The organism is Streptomyces sp. JLBG701 (genome assembly GCF_058544905.1).
This window is the reverse complement of the sequence record NZ_CM178588.1, coordinates 6,930,437-6,954,632: the sequence shown is the minus strand read 5'-3', so window position 1 is coordinate 6,954,632 and position 24,196 is coordinate 6,930,437. Positions and strand designations below refer to the sequence as shown.

At 70.2% G+C, this 24,196-nt stretch carries 18 protein-coding genes and 2 pseudogenes; 5 read left to right on the top strand and 15 right to left on the bottom strand.

From position 1 onward, the window contains the following. Positions 1-56: 56 nt before the first annotated feature. The 4 genes from groL to AC5DRG_RS32355 form a co-directional block, all read right to left on the bottom strand. Positions 57-1,685, bottom strand: a complete 1,629-nt coding sequence (gene groL / locus AC5DRG_RS32370; RefSeq protein WP_491803009.1) for a chaperonin GroEL — start codon at positions 1,683-1,685, stop codon at positions 57-59. A 114-nt stretch (positions 1,686-1,799) separates the two neighbouring features. Further along, a complete protein-coding gene (gene groES / locus AC5DRG_RS32365) occupies positions 1,800-2,108 on the bottom strand; it encodes a co-chaperone GroES (RefSeq protein ID WP_171145943.1) in 309 nt (102 codons plus the stop codon). Between the two features lie 300 nt (positions 2,109-2,408). After that, on the bottom strand, positions 2,409-3,206 hold the full coding sequence (locus AC5DRG_RS32360) for a polysaccharide deacetylase family protein (RefSeq protein ID WP_491803008.1): 798 nt from the start codon (positions 3,204-3,206) through the stop codon (positions 2,409-2,411). After that, positions 3,203-4,168, bottom strand: coding sequence for a polysaccharide deacetylase family protein (locus tag AC5DRG_RS32355; protein ID WP_491803007.1), 966 nt, complete (start codon positions 4,166-4,168; stop codon positions 3,203-3,205). The genes AC5DRG_RS32360 and AC5DRG_RS32355 overlap by 4 nt, the downstream gene beginning before the upstream one ends. Positions 4,169-4,258: 90 nt before the next feature. On the opposite strand from AC5DRG_RS32355, the gene AC5DRG_RS32350 reads away from it, so the two are divergent. Further along, a complete protein-coding gene (locus AC5DRG_RS32350) occupies positions 4,259-5,461 on the top strand; it encodes a THUMP-like domain-containing protein (RefSeq protein WP_491803006.1) in 1,203 nt (400 codons plus the stop codon). Here the strand turns inward: AC5DRG_RS32350 and AC5DRG_RS32345 are convergent. Together AC5DRG_RS32345 and AC5DRG_RS32340 are read right to left on the bottom strand one after the other, a co-directional pair. Continuing rightward, complete coding sequence (locus AC5DRG_RS32345; protein WP_491803005.1) at positions 5,439-7,499, bottom strand: cell wall-binding repeat-containing protein; 2,061 nt, start codon at positions 7,497-7,499, stop codon at positions 5,439-5,441. The two genes, AC5DRG_RS32350 and AC5DRG_RS32345, sit on opposite strands and share 23 nt — an antisense overlap. A 202-nt stretch (positions 7,500-7,701) precedes the next feature. Further along, entirely contained in the window at positions 7,702-8,931 is a 1,230-nt protein-coding gene (locus AC5DRG_RS32340; protein ID WP_491803004.1) for an RNA-guided endonuclease InsQ/TnpB family protein, read from the bottom strand. Positions 8,932-8,948: 17 nt separating this feature from the next. On the opposite strand from AC5DRG_RS32340, the gene AC5DRG_RS32335 reads away from it, so the two are divergent. Further along, the gene (locus tag AC5DRG_RS32335) at positions 8,949-9,107 is read left to right on the top strand and encodes an Arc family DNA-binding protein (protein ID WP_491803003.1); all 159 of its coding nucleotides are present in this window, start codon (positions 8,949-8,951) and stop codon (positions 9,105-9,107) included. 116 nt (positions 9,108-9,223) lie between these two features. On the opposite strand, the pseudogene AC5DRG_RS32330 reads toward AC5DRG_RS32335, so the two are convergent. Further along, positions 9,224-9,424 (bottom strand): annotated as a pseudogene (locus AC5DRG_RS32330) (RNA polymerase subunit sigma-24); the annotation flags it as partial. Positions 9,425-9,434: 10 nt separating this feature from the next. Between AC5DRG_RS32330 and AC5DRG_RS32325 the strand changes: the two are divergent. Next, positions 9,435-9,842: pseudogene (locus tag AC5DRG_RS32325) on the top strand (THUMP-like domain-containing protein); the annotation flags it as partial. Here AC5DRG_RS32325 and AC5DRG_RS32320 read toward each other — a convergent pair. From AC5DRG_RS32320 to AC5DRG_RS32305, 4 genes are all read right to left on the bottom strand, one after another. Beyond that, positions 9,754-13,125 carry an NACHT domain-containing protein gene (locus tag AC5DRG_RS32320; protein WP_491803002.1) on the bottom strand — a complete coding sequence of 1,124 codons (3,372 nt, stop codon included), beginning with the start codon at positions 13,123-13,125 and terminating at the stop codon, positions 9,754-9,756. The pseudogene AC5DRG_RS32325 and the gene AC5DRG_RS32320 sit on opposite strands and share 89 nt — an antisense overlap. 76 nt (positions 13,126-13,201) lie before the next feature. Beyond that, positions 13,202-14,473: an RNA polymerase sigma factor gene (locus AC5DRG_RS32315; protein WP_491803001.1), complete on the bottom strand. Its 1,272-nt coding sequence runs from the start codon at positions 14,471-14,473 to the stop codon at positions 13,202-13,204. A gap of 56 nt (positions 14,474-14,529) precedes the next feature. After that, the gene (locus tag AC5DRG_RS32310) at positions 14,530-14,886 is read right to left on the bottom strand and encodes a YciI family protein (RefSeq protein ID WP_491803000.1); all 357 of its coding nucleotides are present in this window, start codon (positions 14,884-14,886) and stop codon (positions 14,530-14,532) included. Between the two features lie 215 nt (positions 14,887-15,101). Next, complete coding sequence (locus AC5DRG_RS32305; RefSeq protein ID WP_491802999.1) at positions 15,102-15,857, bottom strand: SDR family NAD(P)-dependent oxidoreductase; 756 nt, start codon at positions 15,855-15,857, stop codon at positions 15,102-15,104. Between the two features lie 124 nt (positions 15,858-15,981). Here AC5DRG_RS32305 and AC5DRG_RS32300 point away from each other — a divergent pair, with 124 nt between their 5' ends. After that, entirely contained in the window at positions 15,982-16,416 is a 435-nt protein-coding gene (locus tag AC5DRG_RS32300; RefSeq protein WP_033325690.1) for an Rrf2 family transcriptional regulator, read from the top strand. Between the two features lie 67 nt (positions 16,417-16,483). On the opposite strand, the gene AC5DRG_RS32295 is transcribed toward AC5DRG_RS32300, so the two are convergent. The 4 genes from AC5DRG_RS32295 to AC5DRG_RS32280 form a co-directional block, all read right to left on the bottom strand. After that, positions 16,484-17,893 (bottom strand): FG-GAP-like repeat-containing protein, encoded by a 1,410-nt coding sequence (locus tag AC5DRG_RS32295; protein WP_491802998.1) that lies wholly within the window; start codon positions 17,891-17,893, stop codon positions 16,484-16,486. Between the two features lie 124 nt (positions 17,894-18,017). After that, positions 18,018-19,085, bottom strand: coding sequence for an LCP family protein (locus tag AC5DRG_RS32290; RefSeq protein WP_491802997.1), 1,068 nt, complete (start codon positions 19,083-19,085; stop codon positions 18,018-18,020). 137 nt (positions 19,086-19,222) lie between these two features. Further along, positions 19,223-20,557, bottom strand: coding sequence for a glycoside hydrolase family 10 protein (locus tag AC5DRG_RS32285; protein ID WP_491802996.1), 1,335 nt, complete (start codon positions 20,555-20,557; stop codon positions 19,223-19,225). 102 nt (positions 20,558-20,659) lie between these two features. Continuing rightward, positions 20,660-21,718, bottom strand: a complete 1,059-nt coding sequence (locus tag AC5DRG_RS32280) for a LacI family DNA-binding transcriptional regulator (protein WP_491802994.1) — start codon at positions 21,716-21,718, stop codon at positions 20,660-20,662. Positions 21,719-21,848: 130 nt separating this feature from the next. Here AC5DRG_RS32280 and AC5DRG_RS32275 point away from each other — a divergent pair, with 130 nt between their 5' ends. Continuing rightward, positions 21,849-24,155, top strand: coding sequence for a beta-xylosidase/alpha-l-arabinosidase (locus AC5DRG_RS32275; protein ID WP_491802993.1), 2,307 nt, complete (start codon positions 21,849-21,851; stop codon positions 24,153-24,155). Positions 24,156-24,196: the final 41 nt, after the last annotated feature.

The window sequence follows — 24,196 nt, the reverse complement described above, 5'->3', positions numbered from 1 at the left end:
AGCCCCCGTTCCTCGAAAGGAACGGGGGCTTCCGTCAGGCTCGGTGTGCCGGTGCCTCAGTGGGCGTGGCCGTGACCGTGGCCGTGGCCCGCCTCGGCCTCCTCCTCCGCCGGCTTCTCGACGACCAGGGTCTCGGTCGTCAGGAGCAGGGAGGCGATGGACGCGGCGTTCTCCAGGGCGGAGCGGGTGACCTTGACCGGGTCGATGACGCCGGCCTTGACCAGGTCGCCGTACTCACCGGTCGCGGCGTTGAAGCCCTGGCCCTTGTCGAGCTCGGCGACCTTGGCCGTGATGACGTAGCCCTCGAGGCCGGCGTTCTCGGCGATCCAGCGCAGCGGCTCGACGACCGCGCGGCGCACGACCGCGACACCGGTGGCCTCGTCGCCGGTCTTGTCGAGGTTGCCCTCCAGGACCTTGGCGGCGTGCACCAGAGCGGAGCCACCACCGGAGACGATGCCCTCCTCGACCGCGGCGCGGGTCGCGGAGATGGCGTCCTCCAGACGGTGCTTCTTCTCCTTCAGCTCCACCTCGGTGGCGGCGCCGACCTTGATCACGCACACGCCGCCGGCCAGCTTCGCGAGGCGCTCCTGGAGCTTCTCGCGGTCCCAGTCGGAGTCCGTGTTCTCGATCTCGGCCTTGATCTGGCCGACGCGGCCCACGACGTCCTCGTGGTTGCCGGCGCCGTCGACGACCGTCGTGTCGTCCTTGGTGATGGTGACGCGGCGGGCGGAGCCGAGCACGTCCAGACCGACCTGGTCGAGCTTGAGGCCGACCTCCTCGGAGACGACCGTGGCGCCGGTGAGGACCGCGAGGTCCTGCAGCATCGCCTTGCGACGGTCACCGAAGCCGGGGGCCTTGACGGCGACCGCGTTGAAGGTGCCGCGGATCTTGTTCACGACCAGGGTCGACAGGGCCTCGCCCTCGACGTCCTCGGCGATGATCAGCAGCGGCTTGGAGGCACCGCCCTGGATGACCTTCTCCAGCAGCGGCAGCAGGTCCTGGATGGAGGAGACCTTGCCCTGGTTGATGAGGATGTACGGCTCGTCGAGGACGGCCTCCATGCGCTCCTGGTCCGTCACGAAGTACGGCGACAGGTAGCCCTTGTCGAAGGCCATGCCCTCGGTGAAGTCCAGCTCAAGACCGAAGGTGTTGGACTCCTCGACGGTGATGACACCGTCCTTGCCGACCTTGTCCATCGCCTCGGCGATGAGCTCGCCGACCTGCGTGTCCTGGGCGGACAGACCGGCGACGGCCGCGATGTCGGCCTTGTCGTCGATCGGGCGCGCGGTCGCGAGGAGCTCCTCGGAGATCGCGGCGACGGCGGCGTCGATGCCCTTCTTCAGGGAGGCCGGCGAGGCACCCGCGGCGACGTTGCGCAGGCCCTCGCGGACGAGCGCCTGGGCCAGCACGGTGGCGGTGGTCGTACCGTCACCCGCGATGTCGTTGGTCTTGGTCGCCACCTCCTTCACCAGCTGGGCACCGAGGTTCTCGTACGGGTCGTCGATCTCGACCTCGCGGGCGATCGTGACACCGTCGTTGGTGATGGTGGGGGCGCCGAACTTCTTGTCGATGACGACGTTGCGGCCCTTGGGGCCGATCGTCACCTTCACCGTGTCGGCAAGCTTGTTGACGCCGCGCTCAAGGGCGCGACGGGCGTCCTCGTCGAACTTCAGGATCTTCGCCATGGGAGCGATTCAGCCCTCTCGGAAACTTTGGGTGAAAACGAACCGCGCCCCCAGCGCCCGGCTTCTTGGAGGTAGCGGGGGCCAGGGGCGCAGCTCACTGCGAAACTTGGTGAATTACTTCTCGATGATCGCGAGCACGTCGCGAGCCGAGAGGACGAGGTACTCCTCGCCGTTGTACTTCACCTCGGTGCCGCCGTACTTGCTGTAGAGCACGATGTCGCCGACGGCGACGTCGAGCGGAAGACGGTTACCGTCCTCGAAGCGGCCCGGGCCCACGGCCAGGACGACGCCCTCCTGGGGCTTCTCCTTGGCGGTGTCCGGGATGACCAGGCCAGAGGCCGTGGTCTGCTCGGCGTCGAGCGGCTGGACCACAATGCGGTCCTCGAGCGGCTTGATGGCAACCTTGGAGCTGGTGGTCGTCACGATCCGACCTCCCCCTTCGGAGATCTCACGGGGTTAACTGTCTGAGGTGGCGACCAGGTGGATCCGTCGTCGCGGGTGCCGGACCTGCCCGTCGCTGTTGGCACTCTCCAGTGGGGAGTGCCAGAGCCGAGACTATGACTGCGATTAGCACTCGGTCAAGCGGAGTGCCAATTGCCTGCGGCGCGGCGCCGGGTTCTGGGTGCCGTGGGTTCAGGTGACCGACCCCTGGGGGCTGCGCCCCCCAGACCCCCCTTCGGCCCGAAGGGCCTCGTCCTCAAACGACGGACGGGCTGAAATCACCTACAGGTAGTCCTCCAGCTTTCCCACCGTCAGGCCCGCCTCCTGGACCCTCCGCAGCACCCGCACCGTCCGTTTCCACAGCGGCAGGTCCGTCGCCTCGTCTGGCCCTACGAGGATGATGTCGCCCGCGTGCAAGGACTTGGACTCGGTGTCCGTGGAGGTCCACAGGACGAGCGCCGAGACTCCGCATTCGGCCGCCGCTCTCCGCGTCGTCGTGTCGTAGGTGCCGTAGGGCGGGCGGAGGAGGTGGGGGCGGATTCCGAAGCGGGACTTGAGTTTGTCCTGTTGGCCGCAGATCTCGGCGCGCTGGCCGGCGTAGGGCAGGCCGCGCAGGGAGGGGTGGTCGAGGGTGTGGTTCTGGACGCTCGCGCCTACCGACTGGAGGCGGGCGAAGTGGCCGTAGCCCGGGCCGACGACGCTGTCCGTGAGGAACATGCCGACGGGGAGCCGTAGTTCACGGACCATGTCGACGAACCGTGGGTCCTTCTCGGCCCCGTCGTCGTAGGTGAGGAAGACGACCTTGTCGGAGGTGGGGACGCGGTCCACGACCGGGGGCAGGCCTGGGCCGGCCGTCAGGGCCGGGGGGTCCGCCGGTGGCCGCGGAGGCCGGGGCAGCGGGGCTCTCAGGCCCCACTCTCGGTACGGCCGCTCCCCCGCCGGGCTGTGCGTCCGTACCCGCTGGGCCGCCTTCTTGCCCAGCCGTTCGATCGGATCGACGGACTGGGCGCAGCCGGTCAGCAGTACGGTCCCCGCGAGTGCCGCCGCGAGGACGGATGCGGCCGGCCCCCGCAGGCTCACAGGTAGTCCTCCAGTCGGGCCACCGCGTACCCCTTGTCCGTGATCTTGTTCATGAAGCGGCGGATCATGTCCGGCATCGTGCCCCTCCAGTCGTCCTTGCCGCGGAAGTGGCTGAGGACGATGTCGCCGGGGTGGATGTCCCGGTCCCACTCGCGGTAGTCCCAGTGGTCGACGAAGACCTCTTCGTTCCAGATGGGCGCGTACTTGATGCCGCAGGCCTTGGCGGCGCGCAGGGTGTCCTCGTCGTAGTTGCCGAAGGGCGGGCGGAAGAGGGTCGGGCGTTTGCCGTAGCGCTTCTCGATCACGTCCTGCATGCCGCAGATCTCGCGCTTCTGACGGTCGTAGGACAGGCCAGGCAGGTAGGGGTGGTGGAGGGTGTGGTTGTTCAGGCCCACGCCCCTGTCCTGCATCTGCTTGAAGTAGCCGTAGTTCTCCTTCACCAGGTAGTCGCTGAGGAAGGCCGTGTACGGGATCTTCAGGTCGCTCATCATCCGCAGGAACGCCGGGTCCTTCTCGGCGCCGTCGTCGATCGTGAGGAAGACGATCTTCTGCTTGGTGGGGATCGTCGTGAAGACGGGCGGGAGTCCCTGTTCCTCGTGGCCGTCCACCTCGAAGCCCTTGCGGGTCGTGATCCTCGGCTTCTTCGAGGGGGGCGCCGGGGGTGTCAGGGGGACCTTCGCCAGGCGCCAGCGTTTGGTGGCGGCGAGCCTGGCGGTGTACGCGGCGTGCAGTTTCGAGGCGTACGCGTCCAGGGCGCGGGCCGGGAGCGCCTGGAGGGGCTGCTGGCCGGGGGCCGGGCGTACGTCGGTGGCGCGGCCGGCCTGCCCCTGCCCCTGCCCCTGCCCCTGTGCACAGCCCGAGGCGATCGCTGCCGTCGTGAGGGCTGCTAGGGCGATGCGGGTGCGGGCCCTGGAAACCCGTCCATTCGCACCGTTTTTGTAATTTTGTCCTACTACTCCCATGGGGCCGGATCCTCGCAGGACACCGCGCCGGACTCCGGCCGACACCGCCGCCGGAGGCGGACCGTCCTCCGACTGGCCCACAATGAGGCGGTGAACGACCACGTCTCCCTCCCGTTCTCCGCCCTCCTCACCCCCGAGGGCCGCGCCCTCCTCGACGAGGTGCGTGGCACCGGCCCCGCCGACGAGCTCGCCGTCGCCACCCGGCTGCGCCGCGAACACCCCGCCGAGCTCGTGTCGGCGGCGATCGGGCAGGCCCGGCTGCGGCAGCGGGCGGCGGTGAAGTTCGGGGCCGGGGACGCGGAGCGGATGTTCTTCACGCCGAACGGGGTCGAGCAGTCGACCCGGGCGAGCGTGGCCGCCTATCGGGCGGGGCGGATGCGGGAACTGGGCGTGACCTCCGTCGCCGACCTGTGCTGCGGGATCGGGGGCGACGCCATCGCGCTCGCCCGGGCCGGGATCCGGGTGCTCGCGGTCGACCGGGATCCACTGACCGTGGCCGTCGCTCGCGCCAACTTCGACGCGCTGGGGATCTCGGATCTGGTGGAGGTACGGGAAGCGGATGTCACCGACGTCGACACATCCCCGTACGACGCCGTGTTCGTCGACCCGGGCCGGCGGGGCGGGCGGGGGCGGATCTTCGATCCCGAGGCCTACTCTCCGCCCCTGTCCTGGGCCGTGCAGGCCGCCGCGAAGGCTCCGCGCGCCGCGCTGAAGGTCGCGCCTGGGATTCCGCACGAGGCCGTTCCCGCCGACGCCGAGGCCGAGTGGATCTCGGACGGCGGGGATGTGAAGGAGGCGGTGCTGTGGTTCGGAACCGGGCCGGGAGTGGTACGGGCGACGCTGCTGCCGGGGCCGCGCAGTCTGCTCTCGCGCGGGCTTCCCAATCCCGAAGTCCGGCCTCTGGGACGGTACTTGTACGAACCCGACGGCGCCGTCATCCGGGCCCATCTGGTCGCCGAGGTCGCGGAGGAGGTCGGTGGCGGGCTCGTCGACGAGACCATCGCGTATGTGACGGCGGACCGGCTGGTTCCTACGGCGTATGCCTCCGCCTATGAGATCACCGACCAACTGCCCTTCAACGTCAAGAAGTTGAAGGCGCTGCTGCGGGAGCGGGGCGTCGGGATCCTGACCGTGAAGAAGCGGGGGTCGGCCGTCGAGCCGGAGGAGCTGAGGAAGAAGGTCAAGCCTCAGGGGCCCAACTCGGCCACCGTGTTCCTGACGCGGGTCGCGGGGGCGCCGACCATGCTCGTCGGCGCCCCCGCGATGCCGCCTACTGGTGCTGGACCGTCTTGACGGAGTCCAGGTGCGGGTCGGCGCCGACCGGGCCGGACCTGGCCACCGTGGCGGGCTGGCCGTCGTTGGTGCGCAGCACGCTGTAGGGGCTCAGCTGGGTGCTCGTGGTCGTGGGCACCGTGCCGTTGTAGTAGGGGCGGTACACGAACTGGCTGCCGCTCGCGCTGATCGAGCCGCCCGCCGTGTTGAGGGCTCCCGCGGTGACCGAGGCGGTGGGGCCGAACGCGATCGTGGACTGCGTGGCGGCCGACTGGCGCAGCAGGTAGCTCTTGACCTCGCTCGACAGAGTGGGGCGTGAGGTCCACAGGACGGGCCCGAAGACATTCATCGCCGCACCCGCCGACAGGCCGTCACGCCAAGAGCCGGCGTAGGCCAGGCCGACCGAATTCGGGCCGGTCCACCAGAACTTGGCGACGGCCACGGACAGGCCCGCGTCGGTGCTCGCGGTGATCGGGTAGTAGTAGTACGTCGACGGCCACTTCGAGAAACTCGTGTGCGTCACCGCGTACTTGGCGTCGGCCCCGACCGGGATGACCATAGTCTTGTCGGGGTTGAGGCTGTTGAGGTACGACTTCACCGACGCCGTCAGCTTCTTGCCGTTGGTGAGGATCAGGCTGCCCGCACTGCTCGCGCCGTCGGCACCGGCCGCGGCGGCCGCCGGGAGGGCCGCCTTGTAGTCGGTGCCGCTGGCCAGGAACACGTACTTCGGGGCAGTGGTGACGGACTTGGCCACCTTGACCGAGGTCTCGTAACGGTCGGCGCCGGACAGCCGCTTCGGGACATAGCCGAGCGTCCTGAGCTGCGCGGCGACATTCGTGCCGAGGATGGATGTGCCGCCGACGAGATAGACACTCGCGCCCGCCTTCAGCGTCCGCTTGAGCTCGGTCTTGACCGCCGAGGACAGCCCGCTCTTCGGCGTCGTCAGCACCGGCCCCTGCTTCTTGCCGGCCAGTGCGGGCGCGGTCAGCGAGTACGCGGTGCTGTCCTGGTTGAGCAGCACGGCCGACTTGGCGTTCATCAGGCCCGGCACGCTCTCGCCGAGCTTGTTCCAGGTCCAACGGGAGGACGCGAGGGTGGTGTTGTAGGCGTTGCTGCCCCAGACCCGGCCGGTGCTGTTCTTGCGCAGCGGCTGCCAGCTGGGGTTGGTGCCGAAGTTGCTGCCCTCGGTGTCCGCGACCTTGGTGAGCTCGCCGGTGCCCAGGTCGACGTACTCGATGGTGTGTACGTCGTCGCTGTTCGGCGAGGTGTGGGCGTCGAGGACGATCCGGGTGCCGGTGGGCGACCAGGACGGGTTGGCGTGCTGGCGGGGCCCGGTGGTGATCTGCTTGACGTCGGTGCCGTCGGCGTTCGCCGTGAAGATCTGGGAGTTGCCGTCGGTGTCGTCGCGGACGAACGCCAGCTTGGTGCCGTCCGGCGAGTAGGCGGGCTGCGAGGCGTCGGTGAGGACACGCTTGACGGTCTTCGCGGACGGGTCGTAGACGTAGACACCGGCGTTGTCGTAGCAGCCGTAGTTGATACGACGCTCGAACGCGACCAGACCCGCGGGACTCACGGTCGGATCGTTGTCGCAGACGCTGGCCGGCTCCAGGGCAGTAGTCAGCAGCGGGCGGGCTGCGTACGCGCCGTCCGAGGGCCCGTAGGCGAGCTGACCATCGCTGGAGAAGACGACATACCGCCCGCCCCACCAGAAGGCCAGGTCCTCGTAGGTGGCACTGGCCCGCATCCCCTCCGCCCAGGGCAGAGTGATCTTCGAGGACCCGGCGGGCCGGATGCTGGAGATCTGCCCGGCACTGGTGATGAGCCGACTGCCGTCCGGCGCCCAAGCGGCGTAACTCCCACCCTGATTGGGCACTTGGGTCGCCTTGCCGGTGGCCGGGTCGATCAGCAGCGGCCCATCGGTGAGAATCTTCCCCTCGGTCCCCGGCCAGGGCCCGGCGTCATCGGCGACGGCACCGGACGCGGTGGTCAGGGTCCCCACAGCGGCGAACACCGCGGCGGTCGCGAGCGCCGCGGCACGGCGGCGCGTGATCTGTCTCAAGATGCGATCCCCCCAGGATCGGAAGTCGTCCATCGGAAGTCGTCAGAAATGCCGCGCGCGGGCCGAGCCGGGTCGACGCGTGTCCCCCCGTCGACTTCACAGCCGCACCACAGCGGCTGGGTAACTGTAGTGCCCAACGAGCGGCGATGAGAACAGAGTTACGATTGAATCCTCCCCTCCCTGAAAAGAGGGGATTCCTGGCTCAGGCCACCTCCTGGAGCAGCGCTCCAGGAGGCCTTCCGCCATCGGTACCAGCCGGGTTGAGACCTGCCCGGACCAGCATGACGCGTGCGGAGTTCTTGTCCCTGGGGGATACGGCTCCGCACGCGGTGCAGGCATACGTTCGTTCTGAGAGAGGTAGTGCGTGCTTGGTTCTCGCTCCGCACTGCGCACAGTCCATCGTGGTGTGCGCGGGGTGTACCAGGCGCACGATCCTGCCGTGCTTGCGGCCCATCTCGATCAAGGCCTGCTTGGTGGCACCGATCGCCGAGTCGGCGGCCTTCCTGGCCATGGTGGACTTGGCCAGGAACTTCGGCCGGAAGTCCTCCACAGCGATGGCGTCGTGGTCGCGGACCACGGACTTGGCCCATTTGCGGCCGGTGTCCTGCCGCTGCCGGGCCACCTTCTTGCATGCCTTTGACCGCAGCTTCTTCGCTTCTCGGTAGCCCTTCGAAGCGGCCTGCCCCATCTTCGGCTTGCGCCGGGCCATCATCCGGTCGTACCGAGTCAGCTTGGTCTTGGCTTTCCTGCCGTGCTCGGCGTGTGGCAGGTCATGTGTGTCGGATGTGGTGGTCGCGGTCTCCTTCACACCCCAGTCGATACCGATCACCGCGCCCGTTTCGGGGAGCGGCTGGGTCTCGGCGGGCACGACGAACGAGCAGTACCAATGTCCGACGCTGTCCTGATAGACACGCACGCTGGACGGATCGGCGGGCAGGTCGCGCGACCACACCACCGTCAAGGCGATTCCGCCCGCCAGGTGCAGACGGCCGTCCTTGAGGCGGAACCCGTTCCGGTTGTAGTTCAGGCTCGGGAGCGCTTCCCGCTTCTTCTTGTACTTCGGCATCCCGGCACGCTGCCGCATCGGCAGACGCTCCCGAATGTCCTTCTGCGCCTTGGCCTTGGACTTTCCGAAGTCGCGGATGATCTGCTGCTGAGGAACGCTGCTGCCTTCGCGGAGCCAAGGCGTGGTCTTCCGGGCCTGGGTCAGCATCTTGTCGAGCTGAGCCGGGCCGCAGGTCCGTCTGTCCGTACCCTCGGGCCGGTCCTTGTTCCACAGGTGGGTCTGCCTGGACTTCGTGCGGCACTCGTTCCAGACCCACCGGCACCGGTCCCATTCCGCGAGTAGATCGGCAAGGGCGGTGGACGACACGCGGATGCGGAAGGTCCACCGGGCGTGCCCGGCCTCTCCCGTTTCCTTTAGTGTCTTCACGGTGTCATAATAGCACCATGGATAACGAGGTACGCATGACTTTGCGACTCCCCGAAGAACTCCGTAACCGGCTTGCCGCCCATGCCAAGTCCGAGCGGCGGTCCCTCAACTCTGAGCTGGTCTACATGTTGGAGGTCGGCCTCCGCGCCGCCGGAGTGGACGAGGAATCGCCCTGACGGCGACTCTCCTTCCCCCGCCCCGCTACGCGGGAAGCCGGATTCCTCCCCGCCCTGAAGGACGGGGCACCCTCCGGTTATCTGATGAACAGCCGACCCCATCCGCCTTGTGCGCCTCACTCCTCCGCCCTGGCCAGCAAGACCTCCCGCTCCCGCTCGTTACGGGCCAGCTCGGCCGCCCGTACAAACTCCCCGCGGGCCTGAGCCGTACGGCCCAGGCGGGCCAGCAGATCGCCGCGCACGCTGGGCAGCAAGTGGTAGTCGCGGAAGGCCGGTTCGGCGGCGAGGGCGTCGACGATCTCCAGGGCAGGAGCCGGGCGTACGGCTCTCGGGCGGCATCTGTACGAGCCCGACGGGGGCGTCATCCGGGCCCACTTGGTCGCCGATGTCGCAAAACTCCTGGAGAAAAGGGGCACATCGACGAGCGCATCGCCTACGTAACCTCCGACCAGCTCCTCAAGACGCCGTTCGCCTCGCCGTACGAGATCACCGATCAACTGCCGTTCAATGTCAAGAAGCCGAAGGCGCTGCTGCGGGAGCGTGGGGTCGGGACTCTCACCGTCAAGAAGCGGGGGTCCGCCGTTGAGTCCGACGAGCTTCGGAAGAAGGTCAAGGCTTAGGGGGGCCGGATCGGCCACCGTCTTCCTCACTCGGGTGGCGGGGGCGCCGGTGATGCTGGTGGGGCGTCCCGTGTGCGGGAGAGCGGTTGCAGGGTGCCGTCGCGCAGGACTCTGACCTGGGCGCGACGGCTGACTTCATAAGCGTGGTGGTGGGCCAACGGGAAGTGGGCGCCGGCGAGGTCGCCGCCGGGGAGGAAGCGGATCAGCCAGGCGACCGCTTCGGCGCCCTCGGCCGCGACGGCGGTGGCCGTCAGGAGTTTCTCGTAATCCCTGCGGAGGCCGCCGTAGCCGGTGCTCGGGGTCTGCTGGAAGTACTGGAAGACCGTGTGGACCCGGGAGGGCGGGACGCGGTCGGGTACCTGACCGGGATCCAGATGCTCGCCCCTGCCCCACCGGTTCAGACAGCGGTCCACCTCGTCCTCGGGGGAGAAGACGTACAGCCAGGCGGCGGCCGGCCCCTCGTTGTCCCGCCGCCAGGCCCGCACGCGCAGCTCCGCCACGATGTCCTCGACGCCGTACGGTGTCAGCGCGGCGGTGACGCGGCCGGTGATCCCGGACTCGATGCCGGCCCACCGCTCCCCCGGCTCCACCTCGCCGCGCAGGACCGCCAGGCGGATCACGTCGAGGCCCACCGGCGCTCCCCACGCGACCAGGGTCGCGGCGGCGGACACCCGTACCCGCGCGTCGAAGTGCGTGAGGAGCGCGTTGAGTTCACCGGGATTGCCGGGGCTGTGGTCCAGGCATTCGAGCGCCATGCTGCGGGTCAGGCCGCTCACCGTGTCGTCGTGGGCGAGGGCGAGCAGGCCCTCGCGGTGGGCGTGGCCGTGGCCCTCGGCGAGGTGGTCCCGGACCGCGGTGATCGGCCCGAGGGAAGCCTGCTGGGCGCGGGCCAGGTCGAGCAGGACTGGCACCCCGGCGTCACCGGCCGCGTCCAAATAGGCCCCGGCGACGGCCTTGGAGGAGGCCCAGTTGAGGTGGTCCAACAGCCGTTCGGCCAGGCCGGGTTCCCGTACGTCCTTGAGCGCGTCACGGACCGCCGCCTCGACCTGACGGCCCGGAAGGTCCGCGCACGTCTCCAGCGCCCGCAGGGCGACCTCGGCGGGCGCCCCCGCAGCGCCGAGCGCCCGGACGACCAGGGCGACGCGTTCGCCCTGCCCCCAGTCGTCACCGACGCCGGCGGCCACCGGCTCCAGCTCCCGCTCCAGTTCGGCACGCAGCACCGGCACCGCCGCCTCCACCCGCAGCGCACCCAGCGCGGTGATCAGCGCGCCCCGCAGCCCGGCGCGGCCCAGGGCGAAGGCGCCCAGCAACCGCTCCCCCACCCGCCGACCGCCGTGCGCGGCAAGGGCGTTGACCAGGGCCAGCCTCGCCTCCTCGGCACGCCGGTGGTCACAGATGTAGGCGACGACCTCGTCCAGTTGTTCGTCGGAGCGCAGTACGCCCACCAGCGCCTCGGCGGTCCGCCGCTTCTCGTCCGGGTACGGGGACCGGTCCAGCAGGTCCCACACCGCGGCCCCGATCTGCCGCCGCAGCGCGACGTCGGCCACGCGCGGGCTCCCCGTCAGACAACGCGCCGCGAGCAGCAGGTCCGTGTGGAAGAGGTCGTCGTCGGGCAGATCCAGCAGATCGGAGGGGCGGTTCGGGCCGAGTTGCAGCACGCCTTCCAACAGCGGCGTCGCATCCGGCAGCGCCCCCGCGAGCAGCAGGATCACCTCCTCCCACCACGGGTCGTACCGCGCGTTCACCGCCTGCCGGGTCCCCTCCGCGCCCCGCTCCAGGAGGGCTGCGGCGGTGAAGTGCTCCTGGAGGGTGAGGTGCAGGAAGCCGTACCAGCCGTGCGCCTGCGGTTTGAGCAGGCCGTACTGGGCGGCGATCTCGTCGAGGATGGCGCGGCTGTCCTCAGGAGCGAGATCGATGGTGGGCAGGAAACGGCCAATCTGGTCGAGGAGGTCGTCCTCGGGGAAGTAGCGCAAGCCGCGCCGGTGGTAGTGGCGAGCGATCTCCTTCAGGAGGTCCTGTTTGCGGTCGGTGGTGAAACGGCTGTAACGCGTGATCTTGCGGTGCGCGTCCCATTCGCGGAGCAGGACCTCGACGCACCGCTGGTACAACGCCGCCCGGCGCTCGGGGAGTTCGAGGTCTCGTTCGTAGACGATCGCGATCAGGCTGAGCAACAGCGGGTTGGCGGCCAGGGTCTGCAGACGGCCGTTCGCCGAGAGGGCGCGGACGAGACCCGCCCGGCGGCTGTCGCCGGGGCCGAACCAGTTGGCGACGAACGTCTCGATCTGCGGCCACTCGAAGTCCAGCGCCTCCAGCACCTGGAACTGCGGCAGCCCGCCCCGCCAGCCCTGCCGGCGGCAGGTCGCGGCGATCGTCGCGCGGGGGAACCGCGTTGCCAGTCGGGCCAGTTCGGTGGTGACCCGGCGGTACGCGCTCTCGGCCTCCCGGGCGCTCTCCCCGCCCAGTACCTCGTCCAGGCCGTCCAGCAGCAACGCGGCGCTGCCGTCGGCGAGTTTGCCCACGATGTAGTCGCGGGCGTCCTCGAAGCCGTACTGGTCGGCCCAGTGCTCGGCGAGGTGGTCGAGCAACGACTCGTGACCGCTCTCGATGAACCGGAACAGCTCGACGTACGCCGGGAGTTCGGGCAGGGTCTCATGCTCGGACTGGGTGGCCATGCGGAGGGCCAGGTGCCGGAGCATGGTCGTCTTGCCTGCGCCGGGGTCGCCGACGACCACGATCCGCCGGTAGCGCTGGAGGGCGTCGACGGGTGCGTAGGTGTGAACGGCGGACGTCTGGGCGTCGGCGGCGGCCGCGGCCTCCGCCCGCTCCTCCTCTGTACGGCGGCGCTGCTCCGGGTCCTCCGGCGAGGAGGGGCGGCCGCCGACAGCCCGTCCCGCCTCGTTCATACGCCGGGCGAACCGCTCCGTCTCCGCACGGCGGGCCCGCCTGTCGAGTTCGTCGGCGGAGATGAACCGCAGCGGCTGCTGCTCCTGGACGCCCACCTGGACGTACAGCCGCTCCAGCCGCAGCGGCCGGGACATGTCGAGGATGCGCAGGGTCGACAACTCCTGCACCAGACGCCCGCAGTAGGCCGCCGCCCCGGCGTCCAGAGTGGAGCGACGGGCTGCCACCCGCTCAGCGGCCCGCTCCCGCTCCTGCTCCGCCTCCCGTTCGGCGCGGCGGCGCTCCCGCTCCGTCAGTTGGCGTTCGTGGTCCCACTCCTGCTCTTTCAGGCGCATCTGGGAGGCCAGTTCGAGGTGGATCTTCTCCCGCTCCAGGTTCTGCACCCGGTGCACCTGCCACAACGCCACCGCCGCCGCGATCAGAGCGACCAGCAGTCCGCTCAGCGCGGTGACGACGGATGCGCTGTCCAGCGCCAAGGACTCACTCGCCAGAGACACAGACCCCCCTGCCCGTCTGTACGACTCCTGTGATTCTGACAGTGGGCGTCGCGTCTGAAACCCCTTGTGCGGTACGTCAGTCGGCCGCCCGTCTCCGCAACATCTCCCGCTCCCTCTCGTTCCCCGTCAGCCCCGCCGCCCGCTCGAACTCCGCCCGCGCCTCCGCCGTACGCCCAAGCCGGACCAGCAGATCCCCGCGCACGCTGGGAAGCAAGTGGTAGTCACGCAGGGCCGGTTCGGCGGCCAGGGCGTCGACGAGCTCCAGGGCCGCGACCGGGCCGTCGACCATCGACACGGCGACCGCGCGGTTGAGTTCGACGACCGGGGACGGGGCGCGGGCGGCGAGCAGGCCGTAGAGGGTCGCGATGCTCGGCCAGTCCGTCTCCTCGTAGGTGTACGCGTGCGCGTGGCAGGCCGCGATCGCAGCCTGGAGGGCGTACGGGCCGGGGGCGCCGGTCGCAGTGGCCTCGGCGTGGTGCAGAGCGGTGATGCCGCGGGCGATGAGCATGCGGTTCCAGCGGCGGCGGTTCTGGTCGCGCAGGAGGACGGGTTCGCCGGACGGGCCGGTGCGGGCGGCCGTGCGGGACGCCTGGAACTCCAACAGCGAGGCCAGCGCGTGCACTTCGGGTTCCTTCGGCATAAGCCCGGCCAGCTGCCGGGCCAGCCGCAACGCGTCCTCGCACAGGGCGGGGCGCAGCCAGTCGTCGCCGGCCGTGGCGGCGTAACCCTCGTTGAAGATGAGGTAGATGACGTCGAGTACGGAGCCGAGGCGGGCCTCGCGCTCGGGGCCGTACGGCACTTCGAAGGCGACGTTCTTCGTCGCGAGGGTGCGTTTGGCGCGGACGATGCGCTGGGCGATCGTCGGCTCGGGGGCGAGGAACGCGCGGGCGATCTCGGCCGTGGTCAGACCGCCGAGGAGACGGAGTGTGAGGGCGATGCGGGCCTCGGCGGAGAGGATCGGGTGGCAGGTCGTGAAGACGAGGCGGAGCAGGTCGTCGTCGATGTCGTCCGGGTCGGCCGGCTCCTCCGGCGGGGCCGTCGTCTCCAGGGTGCGGCCGATCTCGGCCAGCTTGCGGGCGTAGTTCTCCCGGCGCCGGACCAGGTCGACGGCGCGGTGCCTGGCGGTGGCCATGAGCCAGGCGCCCGGGTTGTCGGGGACACCGTCACGCGGCCACTGCTCCAGGGCGGCGACCAGGGCGTCCTGGGCGAGTTCCTCGGCGATACCGATGTCACGGACGATGCGGGCGACTGCGGCGATGACGCGGGGGGACTCGATACGGAAGACGGTTTCGATGGCGACGGTGGCCGGGGACGGGGTGGCACGGGAGGCGGTGGGCTGTGGTTCCACAACCCCCCATGCAACACCCGGCGTGGCCTCAGGCCAAGGATCAGGCCAAGGAGGTGTCAGCCCTCCGCGATCTCCCGCACCTCGCAGGTCACCGTCCAGAACTCCTCGTGCACCTTCAGGAACCGCTTCGTCCACTCCAGCGCCTCGGCCATGTCCTTGCACTGCATGATCGCGTAGCCGCCGACGACCTCCTTGGACTCGGTGAAGGGCCCATCGGTGACGGAGATGTTCCCGCCCTCCCAGTGCACCCGGGTCCCCTGCGCGGACGGCGTGAGCCCGGCGGTGTCGAGCATCACCCCGGCCTTGGTGATCTCCTCGATCAGCTCCCCCATCCGCTGCATCAGCTCGGGGCTGGGTCCCTCGGCGGGCGCGGTCTTCTCGTCGATCTTCACGAGCGACAGGTAGCGGGGCATGGTGACTCCCTCGGTAGTCGGGCGGGGCTGTTCCCGCCTCTCACCCTGTGCGTCGAACGGGGACGGGGCGGATCGACACGCTCGCCGGATTTCTTCGAGAATTTGTTTCCGCAGCTCACCGCGCACAGCCTTCGAGTCGTACGCGTTGTCGCGGGTCGTCGGTGGTGCGCGCCCCGAAGGCGCGATGTCCTTCGGGGCGCGGCAGGGGTTCGGGTTCAGGCGTTGTAGCCGCCGTGGGCGTCCAGCACCGCGCCCGTGACGTACGACGCGGCGGGGCTCGCCAGGAAGGCGATCGCCGCGGCGATTTCGTCGGGGTGCCCCATGCGTTGCAGGGACAGCGAGCCGACCAGGGCCTTGAGCGTCTCGGGGTCCGGCGGTTGCATGCCGCCCTCCATCAGTCCGGCCTCCACGACGTTGGCCGTGATGTTCCGCGGCCCGAGGTCGCGTGCGACGCCCATGGTGTACCTCTCGATCCCGGACTTGGTCGCCGAGTAGTCGGCAAGGCCGGGGGCGCCGACCCGGGAGCCCAGTCCGGAACTCACCGTGATGATGCGGCCGCCCGTGCGCAGCACTCGGGAGGCGGCCCGGATGACGGCGATCACGCCGAGGTAGTTGGTGGCGTGCATCCGGTCCAGTGCGGCGGTGTCGGCGTCCGGGTCGTCCACCGTGCGGCCCTGCTCCACCGAGATCGCCGCGTTGTTGACGAGGATGTCCAGGCCGCCGAAGTGCGCGACCACGTCGTCGATCAGCGCCCGCGCCCGGCTCGTGTCCGCCTGGTCGGACTGGAGGGCGACGGCCTTGGCTCCCTTGCCGTGCACCTCGTCGACGACGGCCTGCGCCTGCTTCTCGGAGCTGACGTAGGTCAAGGCGACGTCGGCGCCCTGCTCGGCCAGCAGCCGTACGGTCGCGGCTCCCAGTCCGCGCGACCCCCCGGTGACCAGGGCGACCTTGCCCATGAGTGGCTTGCTCATTCTTCTCACCTCGTTGATTGACCCTTCGCGGCAGTCGTAACGCTAATTGTTACGACACCCTGTTGCAACCTTCACTGTTACGACTACGCGTAACATGAAGCGTTGCGACCGAGAGGAGGAGTCCATGAGCGCCAACAGCAGGCTGACCATCGCCGCCCACGCGCTGGCCTGGATCGGTCTCTACCAGCGCCAGGGCCATGAGGTCGCCACCTCCGAGCAGATCGCGACCAGCGCGAACACCAACCCCGTGGTGATCAGACGGCTGCTCGGCGAGCTGCGCAGGGCCGGGCTCGTGGAGTCCCGGCGGGGCGTGGGCGCGGGCTGGTCACTGGCACGCGAGCTGGAGTCGATGACCCTGCTCGACGTGTACGAGGCAGTGGAACCCGGCCCGCTGTTCGCAATGCACCGCACCACCCCGGACCAGGGATGCGTGGTGGGTCACGGCATCCAGCCGGCGATGCAGAGCATCTACGAGGGCATCGAGGAGACCCTGAGACACGAGCTGGCCCGCGTCACGCTCGCGAACGTACTCCGGGACGTACTCGCGGCACCTCGCTAGCCTTCTTGTTACGCCCTGCCACGCGCAGTTGTCGCCCTCGGTGAGCACAACATCCCCGTTCCCGAGGCTAGTTGAGCTCGTACCCGAACCCCGCCTTCGCGTACGGCGCCCCGATCCGGCGTCCGCCGAAGGCCAGGGCCGCGTCCGTGACGAGGCCCGTCGGGCGGCCCCGTAGGAGCCAGACCGCACCGTTGCCGGTGTCCTCGCCCGGGGCCGCGACTGCCAGGTCGGCGTGGCCGTTGCCGTTGGTGTCGAGGAGGTGGACCGTGGCGCCGAAGGAGTCGTACAGCTCTGCGGTTCCCGGGATTCCCCGCGTGTCCTGGGTGAAGGCCTGGGCGCCGGTGCCGGTCAGGCCGGTGCGGCTCCCGCGCAGGATGTCGACGGCGCCGGCCCCGTCGTCGTAGCCGAGTTCCTCGCCGGGGGCGCCCACGGCGAGGTCGTCGATGCCGTCGCCGTTGATGTCGCCGGTGGCCAACGCCGTGCCGAAGCCTTCGTTCGACTCGCCCGTGCCCGGCACGCCCGGGGTGTTCTGCGAGTACGACTTCCAGGCGGTGGAGGGGGTCACGCCTGCGGCCGAGCCGTAGGCGACCTGGACCCGTTCGTCGTAGGTGAGGCCGACGGCGACGTCGTCGTACCCGTCGCCGTTGAGGTCGCCCAGCGCCACATCGCCGTCGCCCTGGGGGATGGCGGCTTCCTGGTTGGTCAGGCCCGTGGCGGAGGGGGTGTAGAAGCGGGTGCAGTAGACGCCGTCGCCGCAGTAGACGCGCAGGGCAAGCTCGTCACGGCCGTCGCCGTCGACGTCCCCGGTGGCGCCGTCGACCACGTCGTAGGAGCGCAGGCGGTCGGGGTCGAGGGCTGTCTTCGCGGCCGGGGTGCCGCCACGGCCGACCGGGCCGGTCCAGACGGTGGCGGTGGTGCCCAGGGGGTCGTCGCCCGCGGAGGCACCCGTGCGGAACAGCGCCAGGTCGGCCTTGCCGTCGCCGTCGAAGTCGCCGGCCTGGGTGTTCGTGGCGGGGATCGACGTGCTGTCGCCCGTCAGACCCCGTGAGCCGCCCCAGACGACGACCGCGTCGCCCGACCGTGCGGCGATCCCGATGACCAGGTCCGTGCGGCCGTCGCCGTTCAGGTCGGCCAGGGAGAGCTGGGTGCCGAAGCCCTGGCCGGCGGTCGCGCTGCCCGGAATGCCGTCCGTGGAACGGGTGATGACGGTCCGTCGGTTCGGGGACAGCCCGTGCGGGCCGCCGTACATGACCGCCACGTAGCCCGCCTTGGCCTTGCCCGCGACGGTGGCTTTCGGGGCGCCGACAGCGAGGTCCTGATAGCCGTCACCGTTGAAGTCGTCGTCGTGGGCGGCGACGGCCGGCGGGGCGAGGGTGGTCGCGGAGGCGGTCGCGCGGGTGTCCGTCGATCCCTGGTCGCAGGCGAGGGCGGGCACCGCGCCGACGGAGAGCAGACCCGCAGCCGCGAGAGGCCGCACCCAACGAGCATGCGAACGCACGGAGAACACCGGCCGACCTCCTCGTTACGGCGACACTGTCACCGAACGAGACGTACCTCCGCCGCCGTTGGTTGTGCCCACGCCAGAACCGCGACCCAACCCGTTACTTCAGCGAAGCCCACAGCTCGCTCGCCTCCGGCTCGTCCGCGACCACCCGGTTGGCGTCCGAGGGGGCGGTCACCACCGGCATCATCACCGTCTTCACGCTGTCCGAGGACAGGCCCCGCAGGCTCTTGGCCAGGCTGATCAGTTCGCTGAGGGAGTCGAGGCCGGTGTCCGTGGTGAGGCTGTCGGTTACCGCGTCGGCGACCTCGTAGAGCTCGGCGGGGTCGGTGAGGAGGCTGGTCGAGGCGATCTGCTCCAGCAGGGCCTTCACCAGTTTCTGCTGGAGGCCTATGCGGCCGAGGTCGCTGCCGTCGCCTATGCCGTGCCGGGTGCGGGCCAGGGCGAGGGCCTGCGTGCCATTGAGGTGGTGGGTGCCCGCCTTGAGCGTCAGGTGGCTGTCCTCGTCGTCGATGTCCTCGTCCGTGGTGACCGTGACCCCGCCGAGGGCGTTGACCAGCTTCGCGAATCCGGAGAAGTCGATCTCGATGTAGTGATCCATGCGGACGTCGGTGATCGACTCGACGGTCTTCACCGCACAGACCGGACCGCCCACCGAGTAGGCGCTGTTGAACATCGCGTTGTACGCCACCGCCGTAGAACCCCCCGACGACAAGGGGCAGGACGGACGCGTGACGAGCGTGTCGCGCGGGATGCTGACCACCGTGGCCTCGGTCCGCCCCGCGTCGATGTGGAAGATCATCGCCGTGTCGGAACGGGCGCCCGAGCTGCTGCCGCCGCCGAGCGCCTGGTTCTCCTTGCCACTGCGCGAGTCCGAGCCCAGGACCAGGATGTTCACCGCCTCGGTGGGCAGCGGGGAGGCGGAGGCCGAGGCGTTCGGTGTCGGGGTCGTCACCGACTTCGCCGGGCGGTTGTCGCCGAGCGCGCTGTCGATGTCGACGCTCTTGATGTTGCCGTTCAGGTGCCAGTAGGCCCAGCCGCCCGCGCCGACGCCGAGCACGAGGGCGCCGGCGAGCGTGATGCCGGCGGCCATCAGCAGGCGGGACCGCCGGCGCACGCGTCTTTCCGTTCCCCCGTTGTCGTCCTCGTGTTCGTCTTCTCCAGTCACGGGCAGGAACGTAAGTCCGAATTATTACGAGCGGGGACCCGAGACCGCCATTCTTCGGGAAATCTCAGACTTCTCACTCCGGCCTCAGCGCGGCGGTCGGACTTCTCAGGATGACCTCAGCCCACGCACCACAACCCTCAGCCCAGGGTCACGGTCGGCACCGGATTGCTCCCGCTCCACGACGCGTTGAACCCGAAGCTCACCGAACCGCCGTCCGCGACCGCCCCGTTGTAGGAGGCGTTGACGCAGCTGACCACCGCGCCCGACTGCGTGCAGGTCGCGTTCCAGGCCTGGCTGATCTGCTGACCCGCACCGAACGTCCAGCCCACCTTCCAGGACGCCAGCGAGGCGCCCGAGCAGGCGATGGTCACCTGGCCCGTGAACCCGGTGTTCCACTGGTTGCTGACGCTGTACGTCGCCGTGCACGCGCCCGTCGGAGGCGTGGTCGTCGTCCCGCCGAGCGCCTCCGAGATCGCGTAGTACGCCGGTTTCGGCGCGTAGTTCTCGTCGTACGGTGTCGCCGCCCCGTAGCCCGGGAAGACGCCGGGGATCCAGGAGTCGGAGTCGGTGAAGCCCCAGACGGTGACGCCGGTGCACCGGGTCACGGCGACGCAGGCGTTCATGACGGCCTTGTAGTCGGCGGCCTGCCGGGTCAGCTTCGTGGTGTCCGCCGGCAGCGCCATCCGGATGTCCAGCTCGGTGATCGCCACGTCGACGCCCAGGTCGGCGAAGCGCTGGATGTTCTGCTGGAGGGTCGACGGGACCTGCCCGAGGATCAGATGGGCCTGCAATCCCACCCCGTCGATCGGGATGCCGCGGTCCTTCAGCGACTTGACCAGGTTGTAGAGGGCGGTGCTCTTCGCGTTGACGCCCTCGACGTTGTAGTCGTTGATGTAGAGCTTGGCGCTCGGGTCGGCGGCCCGCGCCCAGGTGAGGGCCTGGGCGATGTAGTCGGCGCCGAGGCCGTTGTACCAGAGGGTCGAGCGGTAGGTGCCGTCCTCGTTGAAGGGCTCGTTGACCACGTCCCAGGCGGCCAACTTGCCCGCGTAGCGGCCGACTTCGGTGCTGATGTGGTTCTGCAGCAGACTGCTGAGCTGGGCCGGCGTCCAACTCCCGCCAGTCAGCCAGCCCGGGTTCTGGCTGTGCCATACGAGGGTGTGGCCGCGCACCTGCTGACTGTGGGCCTGCGCGAAGGCGACGATCTGGTCGGCCTCGGCCCAGTTGAAGGTGCCCTGGCTGGGCTCGACCGACCCCCACTTCATGGCGTTGCCCGGGGTGAGCGAGTTGAACTGCGCCCCGGCGATGTCCCCGTAGGTGCCGGTGAGCTTGGAGCCGGTGACGGCGGTGCCGATGACCTTGCCCTTCGCTGCGGCGAGGTCGCGCAACGGGGTGTCGGCGGCGTGGGCGGCGGGGGCCGTGGCCAGGAGCGCGCCCAGGAAAAGCAGGGACAAGCCGGTTCTCAGAGATCTCATTGCGGGTGCCTCCGAAAGTTTCGGTTGAACAACCGATTGGCTTCGGAGGAGTGTGGAGACGCTTGCCCCACCCGTCAATACGTCAACTTCCGGCCACCCCGGTCACGAAACGCGCCCGGGCGGCGCCCCCGTACTGCTCCGCACCACCAGACTCGTGGCCAGCTCCACCCGCCGAGCCGCCGTCGACTCCTCCTCGCGCCCCAGCTCCAGCACCAGCTTCGCCGCCGCCTCGGCCATCTCCATCAGCGGCTGCCGTACGGTCGTCAGCGGCGGCCCCACCCAACGCGCGACCGGCAGATCGTCGAACCCGACGACGCTCAGGTCCTCCGGGATCCGCAGCCCCAGCTCGCGCGCGGCCTCGTAGAGCCCCAGCGCCTGGAGGTCGTTGCCGGCGAAGACCGCGGTGGGCCGGTCGGGGCGGCGCAGGAGTTCGAGGCCGTGCCGGTAGCCGGCCTCGTGGTGGAAGTCGCCGGTGGCGATCAGCGTGAGGTCGACCGGCAGTCCGGCGGTCTCAAGGGCCGCCCGGTAGCCGTCCACCCGGGCGCGGCTGCACATCATCTGCGAGGGCCCGCTGATCGCGCCGATCCGGGTGTGCCCGAGCTCGACCAGGTGCCGGGTGGCGGCGAGCCCGCCCTGCCAGTTGGTGGCGCCGATCGAGGGTACGTCGGTGCCCGGGTCGCCGGCCGGGTCCATCACCACGAACGGGATGGACCGGCTGGTCAGCAGAGCGCGCTGGGACTCGTCGAGCCCGGACAGCACCAGGATGACCCCGTGCGGGCGGCGGGCGGCGACCTGGTCGGCCCAGGTCCGCCCCGGCGTGAGCCGCCCGGCGCTCTCGCTCAGCACGACGCTCAGCCCGGCGTCCCGCGCCACGTTCTCCACACCCCGGATGACCTCCATCGCCCAGGCGCTCTCCAGCTCGTGGAAGACCAGGTCGATCAGGGGCGAACGGCTCGCCTCGGCCCGGCGCCGCCGATAGCCGTACGCACGCAGCAGGTCCTCGACGCGGCTACGGGTGGCCGGGGCGACGTCGGCGCGACCGTTGAGGACCTTCGAAACAGTCGGCGCCGAGACGCCGGCCTCGCGGGCGATCTCGGCGAGCGTCGCGGTCTGGCTTGACCGCCCTGCCGTCTGGGATTCAGCGGAGTCCGGGGGTGTCATGGCGGCGATCGTATCCCTGCGCGAACTCTTGACGAACCCCCTGCACCGCCATAGGTTCCCGGAACATTCGACAATAACCCCGAAACATTCGCCCGCGGCAGCTGAACCCACGCATCCCGACAGGAGTTTCATGACCACCGCTCCCTGGCGCGACCCCTCTCTCCCCGCCGCCGCCCGCGTCGACGACCTCCTCTCCCGGATGACCCTGGAGGAGAAGACCGCCCAGCTCTACGGCGTGTGGGTGGGCGCCGCCACGGACGGCGACGGAGTCGCCCCGCACCAGCACGACATGACGATCGACTACGAGTGGGACGAACTGATCACCCACGGCCTCGGCCAGCTCACCCGCCCCTTCGGCACGGCCCCCGTGGACCCGGCGCTCGGTGCGCAGTCACTGGCCCGCGCCCAGCGCCGGATCGCCGCGGCGGGCCGCTTCGGCATCCCGGCATTGGCGCACGAGGAGTGCCTGGCCGGTTTCACGGCGTGGGGCGCGACGGCGTACCCCGTGCCGCTCGCGTGGGGCGCGAGCTTCGACCCTTCCCTCGTCGAGGAGATGGCCCGGCGCATCGGCCGCGACCTGCGCGCGGTCGGCGTCCACCAGGGCCTCGCCCCCGTCCTGGACGTCGTACGGGATCCGCGCTGGGGCCGGGTCGAGGAGACGATCGGCGAGGACCCGTACCTGGTGGGCACGATCGGCGCGGCCTATGTGCGGGGGCTGGAGTCGGCCGGGGTCATCGCCACGCTGAAGCACTTCGCGGGGTACGCGTCCTCGGTCGGTGCCCGCAATCAGGCGCCGGTGCGGGCGGGCGTACGGGAGTTCGCGGACGTGACGCTGCCGCCGTTCGAGCTGGTGCTGCGGGAGGCCGGCGCGCGCTCGGTGATGGCGGCGTACAACGAGACGGACGGGGTCCCGGCCTCGGCGGACCCGGATCTGCTCACCCAACTCCTGCGCGAGGACTGGGGTTTCACCGGCACGGTGGTCTCCGACTACTTCGGCATCGGCTTCCTGGAGACCCTGCATCGGGTGGCGGGCAGCCCCACGGAGGCGGCGCACGCGGCGCTCGCGGCCGGGATCGACGTGGAACTGCCGACGCTGAAGTGCTACGGAAGGCCGCTGATCGCGGCGGTACGGGCGGGTGCGATCCCGGAGGATCTGATCGACAGGGCGGCGCGGCGGGTCCTGCTCCAGAAGTGCGAGCTGGGTCTGCTGGACGAGAGCTGGCAGCCGGAGGCCACGGAGTCGATCGACCTGGACTCGGCGGAAAACCGGGCCCTCGCCCGGCAGTTGGCGGAGGAGTCGGTGGTCCTGCTGGACAACCCCGACGGCCTGCTTCCGCTGGCCCCGGACACCCGGATCGCGGTGGTGGGCCCGCGGGCGGCGGACGCGCTGGCGATGCTGGGCTGCTACTCCTTCCCCTCCCACGTGCTCCCCCACCACCCCGACACCCCCCTGGGCATCGCGATCCCCACCGTCCTGGAGTCGCTGCGCGCCGAACTCCCGGACGCCAAGGTGACGTTCGCCGAGGGCTGCGACACCTCGGACCCGGACCCGGCCGGCTTCGAGGAGGCGGTGGCCCGCGCCTCGGAGGCGGATGTGTGCGTGGCGGTGCTCGGCGACCGTGCGGGCCTGTTCGGCAGGGGCACCTCGGGCGAGGGCTGCGATGTGGCGGACCTCCGACTCCCGGGCGTGCAGGGCGAGTTGCTGGACGCGCTGATCGCGACGGGCGTCCCGGTGGTCCTGGTCCTGCTCACCGGCCGCCCCTACGCGCTCGGCCGTTGGCAGGGCCAACTGGGCGCAGCTGTCCAGGCTTTCTTCCCGGGAGAGGAGGGCGGCCCGGCGGTCGCGGGAGTGCTGTCGGGCCGCGTCAACCCGTCCGGCCGCCTCCCGGTGAGCGTCCCGCACGTCCCCGGGGGCCAGCCGTGGACGTACCTGCAACCGCCCCTGGGCCTGGCGGGCGAGGTCAGCAGCCTGGACCCGACCCCGCTGTACGCCTTCGGACACGGGCGCTCGTACACGGAGTTCACGTGGGAGGACTTCCGGGGGACGACTCCACAGATCACCACGGACGGCTCCTACGACCTCTCTGTCACGGTCCGCAACACGGGCGACCACGCGGGCGCGGAGGTCGTCCAGCTGTATCTGCACGACCCGGTGGCCACGGTGACCAGGCCGGACATGCGCCTGATCGGCTACCAGCGGGTGGAGTTGGAGCCGGGAGAGTCGCGCCGAGTCACCTTCCGCTTCCACGCGGACCTCTCGGCCTTCACCGGCCGTTCCGGCCGAAGGGTGGTCGAACCGGGCGTGCTGGAACTACGGTTGGCGGCATCGAGCGCGGACGTACGGCACACGGCACGGCTCCAACTGACGGGCCCGGAACGGGTGCTGGGGCCGGACCGGCGGCTGCGCTGCGAGACGGGGGTCTCGGGGGTGGGGTGACGGAACGCAGGCACGGCGTACTGCTGTGGCGGGGGCACGAC